The sequence below is a fragment of the Bradyrhizobium sp. genome (genome assembly GCF_049519115.1).
GTDB lineage: Bacteria > Pseudomonadota > Alphaproteobacteria > Rhizobiales > Xanthobacteraceae > Bradyrhizobium.
Window position 1 is genome coordinate 21164 of sequence record NZ_JBEKRB010000012.1, and the last position, 16600, is coordinate 37763.

A 16600-nucleotide genomic window follows, 5' to 3' on the forward strand; every position below is an offset into this window, starting at 1 on the left:
GTACCAGTTGATTAAGTCCCTGCTAGAGTTCGGCCTGACGCGCAGCGCGATCATCGTGCTGGGTCTCGTGGTGTTTTGCGCCGCCGGGCTTGTCGCGTTTTCAAAGCTGAACATCGAAGCCTATCCCAATCCGGCGCCGGTCATTCTGGAGATCACGGCGCAGGCGGCCGGTCTTTCCGCCGAGGAAATGGAAAAATACTACACGATCCCGATGGAGGTCGGCCTTTACCCGACGCCGGGCGTCGTCAACATCCGCTCGACTTCGTTCTACGGCCTGTCGTTCGTTCGCGTCACCTTCAGGTACGGCACCGACTTTTACTTTGCGCTTACGCAAGCCTCGATCAGCCTGCAGCAGAACGTCAACCTGCCGGGTAATCAGGTCGCGCAAATCCAGCAATCGAGCCTGGTCGGCGAAATCTATCGCTACCAGGTCGTCGGTCCTGCGCATTTCGGCCTGACCAATCTGCGCACGCTTGAGGATTACGTTGTCGCCCGGCGCTTCCTGACGATTCCCGGCGTGGTGCAGATCAATGCCTGGGGCGGCACGACCAAGCAGTTCAATGTCGATGCCGATTTGCAGAAGCTGGAAGCCTACAACATCACGATTCCGCAGCTCGTCACCGCGCTCGGCAACGCCAACATCAATGTCGGCGGACGTGAGATCACGATCGGGCAGCAATCGGTCAATATCCGCGGCGTCGGGCTGGTCGACTCAGGCGGCGCAGACGACGTCACCAAGGGTTACAAGGTCAAGGACATCGAGAATGTGGTCCTGACGCAGGTGAACGGTCTGCCGATCCAGGTCAAGGATATCGCCAGCGTCTCCGTCGGTTTTGTGCCGCGGCTCGGCATCGGCGGCAGAGACCATGACGACGACGTCGCCACCGCGATTGTGGTGATGGGACGAACCCAGCACACCAACGACATCATTCCGCGCGTCCAGGCCGAGGTTGCAAAACTCAACAGCGACGGCAGCCTGCCGCCGGGCGTCAAGATCGTTCCCTATTACGATCGAAGCTCGCTGGTCGGCATTACCACGCACACGGTGCTGCACAACCTTATTTTCGGCTGTCTGTTGGTTTTCATCATTCAATGGGTGTTTCTCGGCGATCTGCGCAGCGCCATTATCGTCAGCGCCAATATCCCGTTCGCGCTGTTCTTCGCCATCATCATTCTGGTGCTGCAAGGCGAAGACGCCAATCTGCTGTCGCTCGGCGCGGTCGACTTCGGCATCATCGTCGATTCCGCCGTCATCATGATGGAAAATATCTACCGGAATTTTCAGTCCTCGCCCGAGAGCCGGCAGACCTTGCTTCAGCATCTCTCGGAAGGTTATTGGGGCGCCGATCCCACGTCCGCACATAATCAGACCTCCGGCACCCCGAAGTGGACCGAGCGGCTGCGCATGATCTTTGTCAGCGCGCTCCAGGTCGACAAGGCCGTGTTCTTCACCGCCGCCATCACCGTCACCGCCTTCGTGCCGCTGTTTACGATGCAAGGGGTCGAGGGTCAGATTTTCGGGCCGATGGCGCGAACCTACGGTTACGCGCTCGCCGGCGCGTTGTTGGCGACCTTCACGGTGACGCCGGTTCTGGCCTCGCTGTTGTTGCCCAAGCACATTGAGGAAACCGAAACCTTCATCGTGCGGCTGCTCCGCAAGAGCTACACGCCGGTGCTGCGCTGGTCGCTGGCCAATCTCAAGGTCTCGGTGACGGTCGGTCTCGTGTTTCTGGGCTTGAGCGTGCTCGCGGCCTCCCGCCTCGGCAGCGAGTTTTTGCCGGCGCTGGAAGAAGGTAACTTCTGGATCCGCGCCGCGATGCCATCGACGATGTCGCTCGATTCCGGCACCGCCGTTACCGGCAAGATGCGCGAGATATTATTGCGCCACCCTGAAGTGGTTACCGTGGTCTCGCAGCACGGCCGTCCCGACAATGGCAGCGATGCTTCGCCGTTTTCCAATGTGGAGCTGTTCGCGCCGCTCAAGCCATTCGACGAGTGGCCGCCCAACCTGACCAAGGAAAAGCTGACGGAAGAGCTGCAGCAGGAATTCGCCGACGAATTGCCCGGCATCGGCTTCAACTTCTCGCAATATATCCAGGACAATGTCGAAGAGGCGTTGTCAGGTGTGAAGGGCGCCAATTCCGTTAAGGTGATCGGCCCTAATCTTGAAGTGCTCGAGAAGCTTGCCACCCAGGTGATGGACGAGATGGCGAAGATCCGCGGCGTCGCCGATCTCGGGATCTTCCATCTGCTCGGTCAGCCCAATCTCAACATCAAGATCGACCGCGAAAAGGCCGCCCGCTATGGGCTCAATACCGGCGACGTCAACACCGTCGTCCAGGCCGCGCTCGGCGGCACCACCGCCACTACGATCCTGGAAGGTGACCGGCAGTTCAATCTTGCCGTCAGGCTCGATCCTAAATACCGCAGCAGCATCGAGGCAGTTCGCAACCTCAAGGTCGCCTATTCGACGCCGTCCGGCACCAACGGCTACGTTCCGCTCAGCGAGCTTGCAGATATTACGCTCGATACCGGGGCTTCCTTCATCTACCGCGAGCGCAGCCAGCGCTACATTCCGATCAAGTTCAGTGTCCGCGGCCGCGATCTCGGCGGCACGGTTGCGGAAGCGCAGGAACGGGTCGGCAAGGCCATCAAGCTTCCGAATGGGTATCAGCTGGTCTGGGCCGGCGAATTCGACAGCCTTCAGGCCGCCAAGCAGCGGCTGGTGATCGTGGTTCCGATCACGCTGCTCCTGATTCTCGTGCTGTTGTACGGGCTGTTCAATTCGCTGCGCGACAGCCTGTTGTCGGTAGCCGGTATTCCCTTTGCGATCGGCGGTGGCCTGATTGCGCTTTATTTCGCCGACCTTGATTTTTCTGTCTCGGCCGCGATCGGCTTCATCTCGCTGTTTGGTGTCGCGGTGATGGACGGCATTCTCAACATCACCTATTTCCGCGAGCTACGCTCGCAGGGCATGGGGATCGCCGAAGCGGTGTTCCACGGCGCCGAGCAGCGCATGCGGCCGATGCTGATGACCGCGCTGTCGGCCGGCGTCGGCCTGTTCCCGGCCGCGATATCCCACGGAATCGGCAGCCAGGTGCAACGGCCGCTGGCAACCGTCGTCGTGGGTGGTATGTTCATCGGGCCGCTGCTTCTATTGGTCGTGGCGCCGGCGCTGCGAAAGATTTTCCTCTCGCGAGACGCCGAAGACGTTGCGATCGCCGGCGACCCGGCCGTAGTCACCGAAGGCAATCCCGATGGCTAGCGGCGTCAGCATGATGCGACAGAAACTCCGGGGCGCCGCAAGCGCGATCGCAATCGGCGCGATGTCGCTCCCCATTTCCGGCTGCGCGGTGGGACCGAACTTCAGCCCGGCGGACAAGCCCGACGTGACCGGCTATGTCAAAGGAAACTTGGCGTCGGCCGATCCCGGAAAGGGACCACCTTCCGTGCCCGGTCAGCGTTTCCTCAGCGGGGTTGACGTGTCGACGCGCTGGTGGGCGGCATTCAAATCGGAGCCGCTGAACCAACTGGTCAGGGAATCGGTCAATCACAATCCCAATCTTCAAGCCGCGGAGGCCGCGATCAAGATCGCGCGCTACAACGCGCTTGCCCAGCGCGGGCTGTTCTTTCCGCAAGTCACCGGCAACTCATCGACCCAGCAGATCCTCGTCGCCAATCCGCAGCAGGTGCCGCCGATCCCGACCGTGGGCCCGCAATCCGAATTTTCGCTGGTGACCAACCAGCTCACGGTGTCGTTTGTGCCGGACATCTGGGGCGGCAACTTCCGCGCCGTCGAGAGCCTGGACGCCACCGCCGAGCAGCAATTGTTCCAGCTCGAGGCCGCCTATCTGACGCTGACCAGCAATGTGGTGACGGCGGCGATACAGGAGGCCTCGCTGCGCGGGCAGATCGAGGCGACCCAGCGCATTATCGCAATCGAGAGACACCTGCTGGACATCCTGAAACGGCAGCAAAGCTTCGGTCAGGCCGCGCAGGCCGACGTGCTGGCGCAGGATGCGGCGCTGGCGCAGGCCGAGCAATTGCTGCCGCCGCTTGAGAAGCAGTTGGCCCAGCAGCGCGACCTCCTGACGGCGCTCGCCGGGCAATATGCGGCCGACGAGACCCGCCAGAAGTTCGATCTGGCGCATCTGAAGCTGCCGACCAATTTGCCGATCAGCCTGCCGGGCAAGCTTGTCGATCAGCGGCCCGACGTGCGCGCGGCGGAAGCCAATATGCATTCGGCGGCTGCACAAATCGGCGTCGCGATCGCGGCCCGCCTGCCCAATATCACGCTGTCCGCCAATGGCGGCTCGGCCGCGTTCAACTGGCCGCAGACGTTCGCGCCGGGCACCGGCTTCTTCACGTTGGGCGCTGCCGCGGCCGCGCCGATCTTCGACGGCCTGACGCTCTACCACAAACAGAAAGCCGCTGAAGCGGCGCTGGAGCAGGCCGAGGCGCAGTATCGCGCCACCGTGATCACCGCTTTCCAGAACGTCGCCGATGCCTTGCGGGCGTTGCAGGCGGACGCCAAGGCGATGCGCGCGGCGCGCCGTGCGGAAGACACCGCCAAGGCCAGCCTCGACATCGTCGAGAAGCAGCTCAACGAAGGCCAGGTCAATCAGCTGGCCGTGCTCAACGCGCAACAAACCTATCTGACGGCGGCCGTGGTGCGGGTGCAGACCGAGGCCAATCGCATCGCGGATACGGCGGCCCTGTTCATGGCGCTCGGCGGCAACTGGCCTTCGAACTGCACCGTGCCGGACTGGCGTACATGCGCGCTGGGTGAAGCGCCTGAGCCTGAGGTGGTTGCGGCTGCCGAAGCGAAATAGCAGGCAGCGGCCGTCAGAGCAAAGACTAAGCCAACGTGATGTCTTCAAATCGTGATTGCAGGCGGTAGCCGACGCCGGACTCCGTGATCAGAAGCCGCGGGTGATTGGGATCGGGCTCGATGATCTGCCGCAAGTCGCGGACCAGGATTCTTAAGTACTGGATGTTTTTCCTGACGCTGCCGCTCCAGATATCGTCCAGCAATTGATCATGCGTGACCACGAGCCCGAGATGGGTCGCGAGCACATGCAGCAGGCGATACTGCTTCCGGGTCAGTTTGATCTGGTTGTTGTTCAACAGCACCGTCCGGTTGACGAGATCGATCGAGAGCGGACCCGTGACCACCACAGGATTTTCCTTCTCGCTCTTGAAATATCGCCGTAGCGCCGCGTGGCTGCGCGCGATCAATTCGGCGATGCCGAACGGTTTGACCACGTAGTCGTCGGCGCCGGCCTCGAGCAGCCGTACCTTTTCTTCCTCGTTGGCCTCGACCGAAAGGACGATAATCGGGACATTGGACCAGGAGCGGACCAGATCGAGCACTTCGGTGCCACGGCGGTCGGGCAACGCCAGATCCAGAATAATAAGGTCAGGCGTGTTGAAGGTGGCGGCGTGCAGCCCTGCCGCGGCATCCTCGGCTTCCTGCACGGTGAAACCTCCGTGAAGCTCGAAGCCGGCGCGAATGAACCGCCGTATCTTCGGTTCGTCGTCGATCAACAACACGAGATTGGTGGGTTTACTCATCGTTTGAACCCACATCGTCCTCGTCGATCACGGCCTCCGGGAGGATAATGGAGACTGTGGTGCCGCGTCCAATACCCCCGCTTTCGATGTCGATCCATCCGTTATTGAAGTTGATGAAGGTGGAAGCGATCCAGAAGCCGAGGCCGGCGCCGGGCACGGTCTCGCGGTGACGCTCACCCCGGAACGATCGGCGGCCGAGTTGAGCGCGTTCTTCCGCCGTGATGCCGGCGCCCTGATCGGCGATCGATACCGTAACGCACGCCGTTCCCGAGCGGACCGTGACCGATATGGTCGAGCCCGGCGGCGAGTATTTCGCCGCGTTCTCCAACAGCTGGCCGCATGCTTCTTCCACCAGCGCGGAATCGACCTCGATCATCGGCAGGTCGTCGTCAAAGTCGACGTTGACCCGGTGGGCCGCCAATTGGCGAGACCTCTGCCGAACGGCCGCGTTGACGACGTCGCGCGGATCGGCGCAGGAAAGATGCGGCCGGATATCGCTGGCGCTGACGCGGGTCGCATGCAGGAGGTTGCCGATGAAACTGTCGAGACGTTCGGCCTCGTCGGTGATGGTCGAAACCAGCGGCAAAGCCTGATTTTCATCCCTGACGGACGGCATGGATTCCAGCACGCTCGCCGATCCCTTGATGGCTGCAAGCGGCGAGCGAAGTTCGTGCGACAGGTTGCCGTGGAACGCATCGCGTAACAGCTGGTCTTTCAAGCGATGCGAGGCTTCCTCCATCGCGCCGCCGATATCAAGCCGCTGAAGCGTTTGGGACGCTTCGCCAAGGATCGACTCAATGCAGCGGGTTTGCTTGTCGATGGCCGCGGACTGTGCCCCGCCGATATCGACGGCAATCACCCCGCGGGGGGTATCCGCCGAGGTGACGGTTCGAAGCAGCCAGATGTTATTTTTCTCCTCGTCCCGAACGATGCGCGAGGGCGCTTCGCCCGGCTTCATCATTGCCGCCACGCTGTTCCGGATGATGGCCGGAACGGTGTCGCCGATGGCCGGCCGGGAGGCCGCTGTCGACGCCGGGATAAAGAAGGCGGCATGGCGGCCGAATGTTTCGGTCAGATAGCCCTGAATGGCTTCAACCAGGTCCGTGACGGTGTGGCAGGCCGCCAGCCGCCGCGAGAAGCCGTAGAGATATTGCAGTTCGTCTTCGCGGCGACGCAGCGCTTCCTTTTCGTGGCGCAGCCGCGATGCAAGGTCGCCGCTGACCAGCGCAACCAGCAGAAACAACGACAGGTCGACGGCGGCCTGGGTGTCGTCGAGCCTGAAGCTGTAATACGGCGGAAAGAAAAAGAAATCCGCCGCCGCGGCGCTGGCGATGGCGGCAACGATCGCCGGCCAGGTGCCCCACCAGCTGGCGGCCACCATGACCGGGATCAGATAGACGATGGTCGCGAGATTGGCCGGAAAGAAGCGGCCGATCAGAAGCAGCCCTATGGTCGCGGCGCCGACCAGCGCAAGCGACATTGCGAGCGGCAAGCCGCCGCCCAGAATCAAGCGCCGCCAGGGCCTTGCGCTGGCGTGCGGAAGTTCGCGTGGGTCGAGCGCAACGCTGGACGTGAAGCGTGCCTCGCCCATGCGTTAGCCCGGCACAGGTGAGGCGGCCATCGGCAGAAGCTCGTTGATTTGCCGGTTCGCCGCGTGCAGGTCATCCGGCGGTAGCGACGGTTTCGACGCTTCGGTCTCGGTAACGTCGTGCTTGCCAGGCAGCGTCAGCGTCGCGATCGCCGCCGAACTCAGATGCTTTGGCGGATACAAATAGGATTCCATCAACGGCGTCGATGAGAAGCGAGCATGCCGTTTCAAAATCGACTTCGACGTGGATGCGGCCTGCGGATAGACCGTGCTCCAGCCGGCAAAATTGCTCGCTAGAATCTCAAGCGAGAGCAGTGTGGTCGCAATTTGCGTGAACCCGTCGTTGGCTTTCTTGGCGCTTCGGGTCGTCGAGGCCTTTTTGAGAATCTGGCGAAACTCACGATGGGTTTCGATGAAGGGGCCAAGCCCCGCTTTCCACAGGATATCCGGCAAGCAGCTATAGCCGTGCAGGCCGTGATAGCTTTCAATCAGGCTTCGGCATTGATTGCGCAGATTTCGAGGGAGAAAGCCGAAGTCAGGACTGCCATTGCTGTCCGAAGGCGTATCGTCAATTGCGCCGCCTGCCTGTGTTGCCCCGTCCATCGATTTGTCCCGCGTCCGGCAATCAACTTTGCTCAACGCGACGCAGCATAGCGAGCCCGGCCATATATCTTCGATGGATAGCGGAGCGCTTTTTTATAGGAAAAAAATAGGCGTAAACTTACTTGCGTCTTACAGTGCGATTGAATGCGACGCGTCTGCCTCGGCGAGTATGGCAAAAAGGTCTCACTGCCAGGAAAACTAACGCAGCGAATCGCCGACTTTAGCCAAAATAGGGCTGTTAGCGCCGGTAGTTTGAGCACGGCTGCAAGCAAGTGGCGCGAGTGTGGGCATTTTTGAGCCAAATCAACTACGCCCCTATTTTATTCCAATTAATTGGCCCGGTTCCCCCAATCGATCTTTGTCAGGAGCCTGTGACAGAAATCATTCGTTAACAACGCGGAACAAGCGCTCGGGGGAGTGCTGCTTCTCGCAACAGTTGGGGCGATTTCGATGAAGAGAGCTTTGCTAACAGGTGTCGCATTTACGGCGATGGGCCTGTTCAATGTTGCGCAAGCAGCCGACGCGAACATGCCGACGAAAGTTCCGGCGTGCAGGGGCACGATCGATCCCTACAAGAACTATGCGTGTCTCGACGCCTATCTCGGCACGACCTTTTTGGAGCGCTTCTTCAACTACTACCGGCTCGAATGGGGCCGTGATGCAGCGCCAGCCGATCCCAAGGCGCCGCCGTCGCGGCGCGCCAATTGGCCGGCGACGCCCGAGACGATTCCGCCCTATCCGTTCACCGAATGGCCGTATGGCGGCTCGACCAGCCTTGGTGTGACGCGGGCAAGTTCGATCGACAGCCCCCTGATGGCGGCGCTCAGCAATACCAGTACCGGAAGCTGGATGAACGATAACCACATCCAGGTCTACGGCTGGGTCAATGCCGGTGGCAACCTCTCGAACAACACCGTCAAGGGCGGCAACGCGCCAGCGGCGTATGACTACAATCCCAACACGGTGCAGCTCGACCAGGCGGTCGTCTATATCGAGCGGCTGCCCGACACCGTACAGAAAGACCACATCGATTGGGGTTTCCGCGTCGCGCCGATCTACGGTGAGAACTATCGTTACACGACGGCCTACGGATTGTTCTCGAGCCAGCTCTTGAATCAGAACCTCAATAACGGCTTCGACATCCCGATGGCCTATGGCGAGGTCTTCATTCCGCAGGTGCTGGACGGCTTGATGATCCGGTTCGGCCGCTACATCTCGATCCCGGACATCGAGGCCCAGCTTGCGCCAAACAACTACATGTATACGCACTCGATGACGTATACCTTCGACAACTACACCAACACCGGCGTCGAGTTCACGCTCGCGGCTACCAAAAACTGGCTGTTCCAGCTTGGCCTTACGGTCGGCACCGAGGCATTGCCCTGGCACGTTGGCCAAAGCATCACCAACCCGGATCCGAACCCGCTCTATCCAAACGCGACAATGCTGAAGGATCCCGGCGCGCAGTTCCCGAGCGTCAGTGTCGGGGTTCGTTACACCACCGATTCCGGCAACGACAACATCAACGTTGTCGCCAACGGCATCAACAGCGGCGTCTGGGGTTACAATAACCTCCAGTGGTTCGGCATGACCTATTATCACAAGTTCAACGACAAATGGCACGTCTCGTTCGAGATGTACGACGAGAGCCAGAAGAACGTTGCCAACGCGCTCAATCCGGCAGTCACCGGTCCGAACGGCTTCTTTACCCTCGGTGGCACGCCGTTCTCGCCGCAATACATGCCGTTCAACGCGCCGTTCCTCGCGCAATGCTCGAATGCGACGATTATTTCCTGTACCGCGGAAGTACGCACCGCCGTGGCCTATCTGAGCTACAAGCCGACCGCGCTCGATAACATCTCCTATCGCATCGAATATTTCGACGATCTGGAGGGGCAGCGGACCGGGACCAAGACCGCGTATTTCGAGACCGGCATCGGCTGGCAGCACTGGTTCTCGCCGCAAGTCGAGATCCGGCCTGAGGTGTCGTTCTACAAATCGCTGAACGGGTTCGCCTTCAACGGTAACTCCAACCTGGGCATCGCGCCGAACAAGAACACCGCTCTGATCGGTTCGGCGGACATCATCGTTCATTTCTGAGGCGTGGAAAGGAGGTGACGGCCAAGGCCGTCACACGTTTCACCAGGAACAATTCGACAGGGGCTAACAATGAAGCGAATTCTTTTCACAGCCGTCTCACTGGGGATGTTGGGGGTGCTGTCACCGTCGCAAGCTGCGGACCTGCCTTATGCCAAAGCGCCGCCGCCATCGGTCTATGACTGGACCGGTGCCTATGTCGGCGTGTTCGGCGGCGGCGGCTTCGGCAACCACAACGTCAACAACACCAATGGCCAGGCAGTGCCGTTTGCGGATTTCACCGCGAATTACAGTTCGCAAGGCGGATTGGCGGGCGGCGAAGCCGGCTATAATTGGCAAAGCGGCAATTACATCGTTGGCGTCGAGGGCGATCTGTTCTGGTCGGGCATCAGGGGCAACGACGCCGCGCAGTTCGCGAACGGTGCGTTCCCCGGTGTAGGCGGGGTCGATGCGGATAGTCTGCGCTGGGGCGGGACATTGCGCGTGCGGGGCGGCTTCACGGTCGACCGCTGGCTGATGTTTTTCACCGGCGGTTACGCCTTCGGCAGCCTTCAGCACACCAACACCCCGCCGGGTGGACCGGTCGATCAGTTCAACGTCCAGGGCAACGGTCTCACCGCCGGCGCCGGCTTCGCCTACGCGATCACCGACAACCTCAGCGCCAAGTTCGAGTACCGTTACTACAATTTCAACGGTTACAACCGCGCAGCTGTTGCCGCCACGGGGCTGACGCTGAACGGGCAAATTCCCTACACCACCGAGACCACCTATTCGGTCGTGACGGTCGGGCTTGATTTCAAGTTCGGCGGTCCGGTGGTTGCGAAATACTAAGCAGCCGCGGAAGCGACAGATTATGGCTTCTATCTGGATCCGAAAACTCGGGACCGCCATCGCCGCCGCAGCATTTTGTGCTGTGGTGGCGGGATATGTCAGCGGCTTGCAAAGCGCGATGCTGAAGAAGAGCTTCAGCCAGTTGCGTTACTACGGTGGACCGAAGTCCCCGATGTGGCGCGGCTGAGCGTTGAGAGCGACTCGTTGGTTCGCAAACAGATCGTCGATAATTGTTGCTTCCTCTCAATTAAGAATGCCCGCCGCGATATGATTCATTCTGGCGCGAGCAATGTTCGTGTCTTGCTTCCCCGTCGCTATCGTGTGGAACCATTTTCGGCTGCTCGCTGCATGGTGCAGTGACAGGTTGAGCGTTGGTCGGGCCGCCGCGCTGGTAATCTGTGCCGTACGCCGATGACCGAGAAGAAGCCCCCAAACCCAGTCGAGCTAAAAGATATCAAGCAGCGCACTGACGGTAGCGACTGGACACTCACAATATTTCTGGAGCGACGTCGCGCGCCCACTGGATGGGTCGCTCGCGATGCGGCGTGGCCGTTGGTAACTCAGATTGTTCAGGAAACGCTCAATCGACTTCCATCCGCGAGGGTCTATTTAGACTGTCGGTTCCCCGACAGCACGACTTCCCGCCGAGAGTTGTGAATATGATCCTGCTGCTACAAACAGCTTCGAGATGACGCCCAGCGCGGCGATGGCCTTCAGGAGGGCGCAAATGCGCGGCGAGCGTGAGAGCAGGAGCAGCATGGACTACAGAATCTTTTTGTTTCTAATCGTCGCAACGGCGCTGGAAACATTTGGTGATGCGGTCGTACGCATCGGAATTGGCCAAACCGCATGGCTGCCGCGTAGCGGCTTATTTCTCACCGGAGCGGTTCTTCTGTTTGGTTACGGCGTTTCACTCAACCTTGCGCCGATCGAATTCAACCGCGTGGTCGGACTCTATATCGCGATCCTTTTCGTCACTTGGCAGGTGGTCAATTTGATCGTGTTTCGCAGTCCGCCCGGCGTGCCGGTTGTGTTGGGCGGCTTGCTGATCGTCGCGGGCGGACTGATCGTCACGTTCTGGGAATAGGCCAATCAGGATACCGCAAGGCACGTGCTTGGGCAGCACCGCTGAATACCGACCGTTCCGATCAGCTTACAAAAACAAGCTTTGAAGAGTTTACCAGACCACGTAGGCGCACAGCGCTCCGAGCGGCAACAGCGCAAGGCCCATATACATCCAGGTGCGATAGGCGCCGGCATCCTTGGGCAGTTTGAAAACGTTGACGACAAACCATGCGCAAACGCCAACGCCCATCAGTACGCGAATGAGATCGCCGGGTGTCTCATAGATCGAGGAAAGCCGTTCGATCTGCGGGCTTGCCACGCGTGCGGTGAGAGCGATGAGCACGATCAGAAAAATCGTGCGAACCGCAACGCCACCAGCCCAGATGTGGGAAGGCAGTTTTGTGACTTCGGCCCTACGCGCTTGTGTTCCTGGCGAATCTGTTTCGGTGCGCATCGCACAATCCTGCATCAAACCGCTTAAAACGATATCTCTTATCGCGTTGCAGCGGCAAGTAGCTATTTTTCATATATAAACAGCAACAAACGACAGTAATACTGACGCTTTTTTGGTGCATCGCGTCGAAGCCCTTTCCAAGGCCTCAAGCCGACCTGTGGTCTTCAGGCAGGCCAGATTGAAGTGTCTTCGTTGATAAATCTGGAGTTCAATGCTGTTGGTGCAAGGGAGGAGACGACGCATGGCAGGCAGGCTGAAAACGGCTGGAATCACGCTAACCGCGGCGGCGACGCTGCTGATTCTCGTTCCCGCAGCCCACGCCCAAATGGGCAAGAAGGGCAGCCATGCGGCGCCCAGCACCGACACCAAGCCAAGGGTGGATGAGAAGGCCTACAAGGCCGCGCTCGACCGCATTCCGACACCGAAAAAGCCGTACGACCCCTGGGGCCAGGTCCACGATTCCGAGCCGGCAGCGAAATCGTCAGGCAAACCGAACTAGGATTTCGGCCTTCCTCCAGCCGAATCAGCGCGCGGTGACTCTGGCGTTCACCGCATCTCAAATCTCGATCACCTCTGGACTGCCCAAAGCTGCGGCAGCGGCAGTCACGCGCGAGCGTAGCCGCGATCTGGCGTGATCCTCGTTCGCCGTTTCGCATTAACCTAAAGGTGACGTATCTTTCAGCGGCGCCTCTGGCGTGCTGATCTTTTATGCATCTGCCGAATGTTTATTGCGCGCGACGAAGCTCGGTATCATGATCTTGCAACGAGACAACAAGGCGCCGTTCAGGCGTTGAGCCGAATGATCGGTCAGGAAACGCTCAACCAGGCTCCGTTGTCTTGGAAGTTCTCTTGGGATCATTGGAGGAAACCATGACCACACGCCTCGCAGCCATCGTACTTACCCTGCTGTTTGCCGCTGTCAGCTTGACCGGCCGCGCTGAAGCCGGCGCTTCGGCGAGCGCGCCGTCGAAAAATACCCGTGCGAGCCAGTTGGCCGCGCAACAGTCGAGCCAACACACGGCGAAGAACGATTTCGGGATCACCGAATACTCGTCGTCGTCGTCGCGAAATCGCTCGCACTGATTGATTAGCGACGAGCTAGTTGCGATTGACCTGATGATCTTCTGATTCGGCGCGCCGCGGCGGGTTGATGTCGTGCACCCATGTTCGCGCGCTCGACAGAATGTCGGGCCAAACGGCATCGACCTCGTCCTTGGTCATGCCGGGCCTGATCCGCGGGTCGTAGAGAATATTGAGAAGATACTGATCGTAGACGTCGAAGAAACCCATCTGGACGTCGTCGTTGAACATCGTCCACGGCACGGAAGCATCGTCGTTGATGGCGCCGAGCGCCTGTAGCAGCTCTTCATAGGCGCAATCGAAGAACGTGAAATCCCCGGCATCGATCGGCAGGATCACCTCGGCGCGGCGAATCCGAAAACGTTCGTCCTTGCCGATCCCCGACAGGCATTCCGGGTTGAGCGCCTGCTGGATTCGCTTCGCCTTGTCGTTGCCGTACAGCGCGCGGATGGTCGGTTTCAGCTTGCGCTCGGGAACCAGCCGCACCACCAGATTGGCGGCGCGGCGATCGTTGGTGACGTCGATGTCGAGATGATTCACCCGCGTGCGAATATCGGCCACGACGTTGGCAAGCTCATTGCGCCGGTCCGCGCTTGCCGTTTCCACGAAGATCCTCACCGGCTCGTCGAACTTGCGGACGCGGCCGGCCGGCTTGTCGAGTTGCAGCTCGGCGCCGAACGCGATCTTGAAAAAACCCTCCCTGATTTCGTCGTTGGAAAAATCAGTTCGCTCGGCGGCGCGGCGGCTTGCGATGTCGGGATTTTCTGCATGCGCTGAGATGCCGCCCGCTCCCGTGAATGCGGCCGTGACAACAGCCGAAACCGTCAGCGCGCGCCACCCTTTCGTCACGGCGTTGCGTGCGAGCAAGGAGAAAACGCTGGAAAGATTGATCGGCATATCTGTCTGTCGCTTCCTGGATAAAAAAATAATATCTTTTCTCTCAGCAAGTTAGCTTCGATTCAGGAGCAAGATTCATACCGCGCATGGACGCGGTCGATCGTGCGTGCGGCACCGAATGCGTTTCCGCAATCAACGTAGCGATGTCCGCATAGGATATCGGGATGACGCGCAGCGCTTCGTTATAGGGATGTTGTGGGATGTGAGCGGGAGCGCCGGTCTTTATGAGATTCTTATAACGTCGCGATCCCGCTCGCCTCGAAAACCTATGCAGTGGATGGCACTTCAACCGGCGAAAGAGTCGGCAGGTCTTATGTTCATACGGTTTGATCTGCCGCAACCCGGCTGTTCGCGTCTGCGCCAGATTGCGCACGCGAGCAGGCACCGTCAGGAGAACTCCATGTTGGACATAATTGTGCTGGCCCTCGGCCTTGGCTTCTTCGCCGCGGCGATCGGCTACACCTACGCCTGCGAACGGCTTTGAAGGCCTTGTCGAATGGATGATCCGAAGCACTTCAAAGGAAGATGACCATGATGTTCGATTACGCGCTCGCGGGCCTCGTCTCCGCAGGCCTGCTGTTTTACCTGACCTACGCGCTGCTGCGCCCCGAACGCTTCTGATTGCCGCATAAGGCCTTCGCGTCAACGCCGCCGCGATTCCAAAACTTCAAACTTCAGTTCAAAGGCATCCCTGCCATGACCGCCATCGGATGGATTCAAATTTTTCTGTTTTGCGCCGTTATCGTCGCGCTGACCAAACCGCTTGGCTGGTACATGACGCGCGTGTTCAATGGCGAGCGGACGTTATTGTCGCCGCTGCTTCGGCCGATCGAGGTCGCGATCTACTGGGTCGGCGGAGTCGATGAGAAGCGCGAGCAGCATTGGGTCACTTATACGCTCGCGATGCTGTTCTTCCATGTCGGCGGCTTTCTCATCCTTTATGCGGTGATGCGGCTGCAGACCGCACTTCCGTTCAACCCGGCGGGCCAATCGGCGGTCGCTGAAGACCTCGCTTTCAACACCGCGATCAGCTTCATCACCAACACCAACTGGCAGAACTACGGCGGCGAAAGCACGATGTCCTATCTCGTGCAGATGCTCGGCCTGACGCATCAGAATTTCCTGTCGGCCGCGACCGGCATTGCGCTCGCGGTCGCCTTGATCCGCGGCTTTTCCCGCGCCTCGGTGCGCACCGTCGGCAATTTCTGGGTCGACGTCACCCGCACCACGCTCTATGTGCTGCTGCCGATCTGCATCGTCTACACGCTGTTTCTGGTCTGGCAGGGCATGCCGCAGACGCTCGGGCCCTATATCGAGGCCACGACGCTGGAGGGGGCAAAGCAGACGATTGCAGTCGGGCCGGTGGCCTCGCAGGTCGCGATCAAGATGCTCGGCACCAATGGCGGCGGCTTCTTCAATGCCAACGCGGCGCATCCGTTCGAAAACCCGACCGCGCTCTCGAATTTCGTGCAGATGCTGTCGATCTTCCTGATCGGCGCGGCGCTGACCAACGTGTTCGGCCGCATGGTCGGCAATCAGCGGCAGGGCTGGGCGATCCTGGGCGTGATGGGCGTGCTGTTCGTCGCGGGCGTTGCCGTCACCTATTGGGCGGAAGCCAACGGCACCGCGGCGCTCGACGCGCTGGGGCTGACCGGCGGCAACATGGAAGGCAAGGAAGTCCGCTTCGGCATTATCGCCTCGAGCCTGTTTGCGGTGGTCACGACGGCGGCGTCCTGCGGCGCGGTCAATGCGATGCATGACAGCTTTACTGCGCTCGGCGGCATGATCCCTCTCATCAACATGCAGCTCGGCGAAATCATCGTCGGCGGCGTCGGCGCCGGCCTCTATGGCATGCTGCTGTTCGTCGTGCTGGCGATCTTCGTCGCCGGATTGATGGTCGGACGCACGCCGGAATATGTTGGCAAGAAGATCGAGGCGCGCGAGGTCAAGATGGCGATGCTTGCCATTCTCGTGCTGCCTCTGATGTATCTCGGCTGGACCGCGGTTGCCGTGGTGTTGCCGTCGACGGTTGCGGCCATGAACAATGCCGGCCCGCACGGCTTTACGGAGGTGCTCTACGCCTACACGTCGGCGACCGGCAATAACGGCTCGGCGTTTGGCGGGCTATCCGGCAATACGTTCTTCTATAATCTGACACTCGCAAGCGCGATGTTCGTCGGCCGCTTCTTCATGATCATTCCGGCGATGGCGATGGCGGGCTCGCTCGCAGCCAAGAAATCGATTCCACCCTCGGCCGGAACGCTGCCGACAACCGGCGGTTTGTTCGTGGGTCTCGTCGTCGGCGTCATCCTCATCATCGGCGGTCTCACTTTCTTCCCGGCGCTCGCGCTCGGCCCGATCGTCGAGCACCTGGCGATGAACGCCAACACCCTGTTCTGACCGGTCACTCT

The 16600-nt window shown here is 60.2% G+C and carries 16 protein-coding genes; 11 read left to right on the top strand and 5 right to left on the bottom strand.

Features of this window, described 5'->3' with window-relative positions:
* The first annotated feature begins 7 nt into the window (after positions 1–7).
* Both ABSE61_RS12035 and ABSE61_RS12040 read left to right on the top strand, forming a co-directional pair.
* Positions 8–3265: an efflux RND transporter permease subunit gene (locus ABSE61_RS12035; protein ID WP_423871331.1), complete on the top strand. Its 3258-nt coding sequence runs from the start codon at positions 8–10 to the stop codon at positions 3263–3265.
* Positions 3258–4832, top strand: a complete 1575-nt coding sequence (locus ABSE61_RS12040) for an efflux transporter outer membrane subunit (RefSeq protein ID WP_423871332.1) — start codon at positions 3258–3260, stop codon at positions 4830–4832. Before ABSE61_RS12035 ends, ABSE61_RS12040 begins: the two co-directional genes overlap by 8 nt.
* Before the next feature lie 25 nt (positions 4833–4857).
* Here the strand turns inward: ABSE61_RS12040 and ABSE61_RS12045 are convergent, their stop codons facing one another.
* The 3 genes from ABSE61_RS12045 to ABSE61_RS12055 are packed head-to-tail and all read right to left on the bottom strand — an operon-like array spanning position 4858 to position 7765.
* Positions 4858–5574 carry a response regulator gene (locus ABSE61_RS12045; protein ID WP_423871333.1) on the bottom strand — a complete coding sequence of 239 codons (717 nt, stop codon included), beginning with the start codon at positions 5572–5574 and terminating at the stop codon, positions 4858–4860.
* Positions 5567–7165 carry a DUF4118 domain-containing protein gene (locus tag ABSE61_RS12050; protein ID WP_423871334.1) on the bottom strand — a complete coding sequence of 533 codons (1599 nt, stop codon included), beginning with the start codon at positions 7163–7165 and terminating at the stop codon, positions 5567–5569. The genes ABSE61_RS12045 and ABSE61_RS12050 overlap by 8 nt, the downstream gene beginning before the upstream one ends.
* A 3-nt stretch (positions 7166–7168) precedes the next feature.
* Positions 7169–7765, bottom strand: a complete 597-nt coding sequence (locus ABSE61_RS12055) for a hypothetical protein (protein ID WP_423871335.1) — start codon at positions 7763–7765, stop codon at positions 7169–7171.
* 450 nt (positions 7766–8215) lie between these two features.
* Here ABSE61_RS12055 and ABSE61_RS12060 point away from each other — a divergent pair, with 450 nt between their 5' ends.
* From ABSE61_RS12060 to ABSE61_RS12075, 4 genes are all read left to right on the top strand, one after another.
* Positions 8216–9865, top strand: coding sequence for an outer membrane beta-barrel protein (locus ABSE61_RS12060; protein WP_423871336.1), 1650 nt, complete (start codon positions 8216–8218; stop codon positions 9863–9865).
* Positions 9866–9934: 69 nt separating this feature from the next.
* Positions 9935–10693: an outer membrane protein gene (locus ABSE61_RS12065; protein ID WP_423871337.1), complete on the top strand. Its 759-nt coding sequence runs from the start codon at positions 9935–9937 to the stop codon at positions 10691–10693.
* A 22-nt stretch (positions 10694–10715) separates the two neighbouring features.
* Positions 10716–10880, top strand: coding sequence for a hypothetical protein (locus ABSE61_RS12070; protein ID WP_423871338.1), 165 nt, complete (start codon positions 10716–10718; stop codon positions 10878–10880).
* Positions 10881–11450: 570 nt separating this feature from the next.
* Positions 11451–11780 carry a hypothetical protein gene (locus ABSE61_RS12075; RefSeq protein WP_423871339.1) on the top strand — a complete coding sequence of 110 codons (330 nt, stop codon included), beginning with the start codon at positions 11451–11453 and terminating at the stop codon, positions 11778–11780.
* 90 nt (positions 11781–11870) lie between these two features.
* Here ABSE61_RS12075 and ABSE61_RS12080 read toward each other — a convergent pair whose 3' ends face one another.
* Positions 11871–12212, bottom strand: a complete 342-nt coding sequence (locus tag ABSE61_RS12080; RefSeq protein WP_423871340.1) for a hypothetical protein — start codon at positions 12210–12212, stop codon at positions 11871–11873.
* Between the two features lie 241 nt (positions 12213–12453).
* Here ABSE61_RS12080 and ABSE61_RS12085 point away from each other — a divergent pair, with 241 nt between their 5' ends.
* Together ABSE61_RS12085 and ABSE61_RS12090 are read left to right on the top strand one after the other, a co-directional pair.
* Positions 12454–12711, top strand: a complete 258-nt coding sequence (locus ABSE61_RS12085; RefSeq protein WP_423871341.1) for a hypothetical protein — start codon at positions 12454–12456, stop codon at positions 12709–12711.
* Between the two features lie 371 nt (positions 12712–13082).
* Complete coding sequence (locus tag ABSE61_RS12090) at positions 13083–13295, top strand: hypothetical protein (protein ID WP_423871342.1); 213 nt, start codon at positions 13083–13085, stop codon at positions 13293–13295.
* A gap of 15 nt (positions 13296–13310) precedes the next feature.
* On the opposite strand, the gene ABSE61_RS12095 is transcribed toward ABSE61_RS12090, so the two are convergent.
* A complete protein-coding gene (locus tag ABSE61_RS12095) occupies positions 13311–14189 on the bottom strand; it encodes a DUF2927 domain-containing protein (protein WP_423871343.1) in 879 nt (292 codons plus the stop codon).
* 268 nt (positions 14190–14457) lie between these two features.
* On the opposite strand from ABSE61_RS12095, the gene ABSE61_RS12100 reads away from it, so the two are divergent.
* The 3 genes from ABSE61_RS12100 (at position 14458) to kdpA (ending at position 16589) form a co-directional block, all read left to right on the top strand.
* Positions 14458–14673, top strand: coding sequence for a hypothetical protein (locus tag ABSE61_RS12100; RefSeq protein WP_423871344.1), 216 nt, complete (start codon positions 14458–14460; stop codon positions 14671–14673).
* Positions 14674–14720: 47 nt separating this feature from the next.
* Complete coding sequence (locus ABSE61_RS12105; protein WP_325012551.1) at positions 14721–14810, top strand: K(+)-transporting ATPase subunit F; 90 nt, start codon at positions 14721–14723, stop codon at positions 14808–14810.
* A gap of 75 nt (positions 14811–14885) precedes the next feature.
* Entirely contained in the window at positions 14886–16589 is a 1704-nt protein-coding gene (kdpA, locus tag ABSE61_RS12110; RefSeq protein WP_423871345.1) for a potassium-transporting ATPase subunit KdpA, read from the top strand.
* The last annotated feature ends 11 nt before the right edge of the window (positions 16590–16600 follow it).

Bases quoted from the DNA above. Each gene is read 5' to 3' on its own strand.
- ABSE61_RS12080 (WP_423871340.1), bottom strand. From the start codon at position 12,212: ATGCGCACCGAAACAGATTCGCCAGGAACACAAGCGCGTAGGGCCGAA.
- ABSE61_RS12075 (WP_423871339.1), top strand. From the start codon at position 11,451: ATGGACTACAGAATCTTTTTGTTTCTAATCGTCGCAACGGCGCTGGAA.
- ABSE61_RS12065 (WP_423871337.1), top strand. From the start codon at position 9,935: ATGAAGCGAATTCTTTTCACAGCCGTCTCACTGGGGATGTTGGGGGTG.
- ABSE61_RS12060 (WP_423871336.1), top strand. From the start codon at position 8,216: ATGAAGAGAGCTTTGCTAACAGGTGTCGCATTTACGGCGATGGGCCTG.
- ABSE61_RS12090 (WP_423871342.1), top strand. From the start codon at position 13,083: ATGACCACACGCCTCGCAGCCATCGTACTTACCCTGCTGTTTGCCGCT.
- ABSE61_RS12070 (WP_423871338.1), top strand. From the start codon at position 10,716: ATGGCTTCTATCTGGATCCGAAAACTCGGGACCGCCATCGCCGCCGCA.
- ABSE61_RS12050 (WP_423871334.1), bottom strand. From the start codon at position 7,165: ATGGGCGAGGCACGCTTCACGTCCAGCGTTGCGCTCGACCCACGCGAA.
- ABSE61_RS12095 (WP_423871343.1), bottom strand. From the start codon at position 14,189: ATGCCGATCAATCTTTCCAGCGTTTTCTCCTTGCTCGCACGCAACGCC.
- ABSE61_RS12045 (WP_423871333.1), bottom strand. From the start codon at position 5,574: ATGAGTAAACCCACCAATCTCGTGTTGTTGATCGACGACGAACCGAAG.
- ABSE61_RS12105 (WP_325012551.1), top strand. From the start codon at position 14,721: ATGATGTTCGATTACGCGCTCGCGGGCCTCGTCTCCGCAGGCCTGCTG.
- kdpA (WP_423871345.1), top strand. From the start codon at position 14,886: ATGACCGCCATCGGATGGATTCAAATTTTTCTGTTTTGCGCCGTTATC.
- ABSE61_RS12040 (WP_423871332.1), top strand. From the start codon at position 3,258: ATGGCTAGCGGCGTCAGCATGATGCGACAGAAACTCCGGGGCGCCGCA.
- ABSE61_RS12100 (WP_423871344.1), top strand. From the start codon at position 14,458: ATGCAGTGGATGGCACTTCAACCGGCGAAAGAGTCGGCAGGTCTTATG.
- ABSE61_RS12055 (WP_423871335.1), bottom strand. From the start codon at position 7,765: ATGGACGGGGCAACACAGGCAGGCGGCGCAATTGACGATACGCCTTCG.
- ABSE61_RS12085 (WP_423871341.1), top strand. From the start codon at position 12,454: ATGGCAGGCAGGCTGAAAACGGCTGGAATCACGCTAACCGCGGCGGCG.